Here is a 1,061-nt window from a genome sequence, read left to right on the forward strand (position 1 = left end):
TCAAAATCTTCTTAAAAGAATTGCCGAAAGGTATAAATTGAAACTGTCCTACCGAAACGAAAAAGATATCGTGATATATGGGAAAACTTTTGCCAAGTTTATTGAAGAATTGTGCGGTAAAAACTCTTTGGAAAAACACTTACCACCCTTTTGGTTGAATTTGTCAAAGGAACAATTGGGGTGGTTATTAAAAGCCATTTTCGATGGGGACGGAGGGGTAGAAAAAGTTTCGATAAATTTAACTTTAAAGGGAAAAAAAATTATAGAGGATTTGCTATATGCCCTACTAACATTAGGAATTTATACAAGAGTTTCTAAAGTTTTTAAAAGGGCTACTAATAGCCAACATAGAGGTGATTATTACTACCAGTTACGGATTTATGGGGAAAACATTGAAAAATATTTAGCTAATATAGGTTTTAATGAAAAATATAAAGCGAAAAAGGCTTTGGTCTTAGCGAAAAAAAAGAGAAATACAAATTTTGATGTAATCCCTTATATAGGAGATAAAATTAAATCTTTAAGAAAGTTACAAGGGAAAACCCAGAAGGAAATTAGTGGAAGGTTATCCAGGCAAACTATTAGCTCTATAGAATTAGGTAAACGGTTTCCATCCGTAGCAACCTTTAAAGAAATAGTTTCTAACCTCCAAGCGGAAAATCTGGAAAAGTTTTCTAAACTGCGTTGGGTAGAAATAAAAGAGATAAGAGAAATTCCTTATAGGGGTTTTGTTTACGATTTATCGGTCGAGGAAAACGAAACCTTTTTAGCCGGTTTTGGGGGGCTTTTTGTCCACAATACCTTTACTTTAGCCAACGTCATAGCAAAATGGGGCCGTCCCACCTTGGTAATGGTGCACAACAAAATACTGGCAGCGCAGCTATACCGGGAGTTCAAAGAGCTCTTTCCCGATAACGCCGTAGAGTATTTTGTTTCCTACTACGACTACTACCGCCCCGAAGCCTATATACCGGAAAAGGACCTCTACATAGAAAAGGATGCCGCTATCAACGATATCCTCGAAAAGTACCGCCACAGCGCAACCAAAAGCGTGTTGGAAA

1 protein-coding gene is annotated in these 1,061 nt (G+C 36.9%); it reads left to right on the plus strand.

All coding sequences use genetic code 11. The annotated features are described in order from the left end of the window. Positions 1–37: 37 nt before the first annotated feature. A partial coding sequence (locus MV985_RS00985) for an LAGLIDADG family homing endonuclease (protein WP_297458235.1) occupies positions 38–1,061 on the plus strand: 1,024 nt, incomplete at its 3' end.

This window comes from Thermococcus sp. (assembly GCF_027012695.1).
Classification (GTDB): Archaea; Methanobacteriota_B; Thermococci; order Thermococcales; family Thermococcaceae; genus Thermococcus.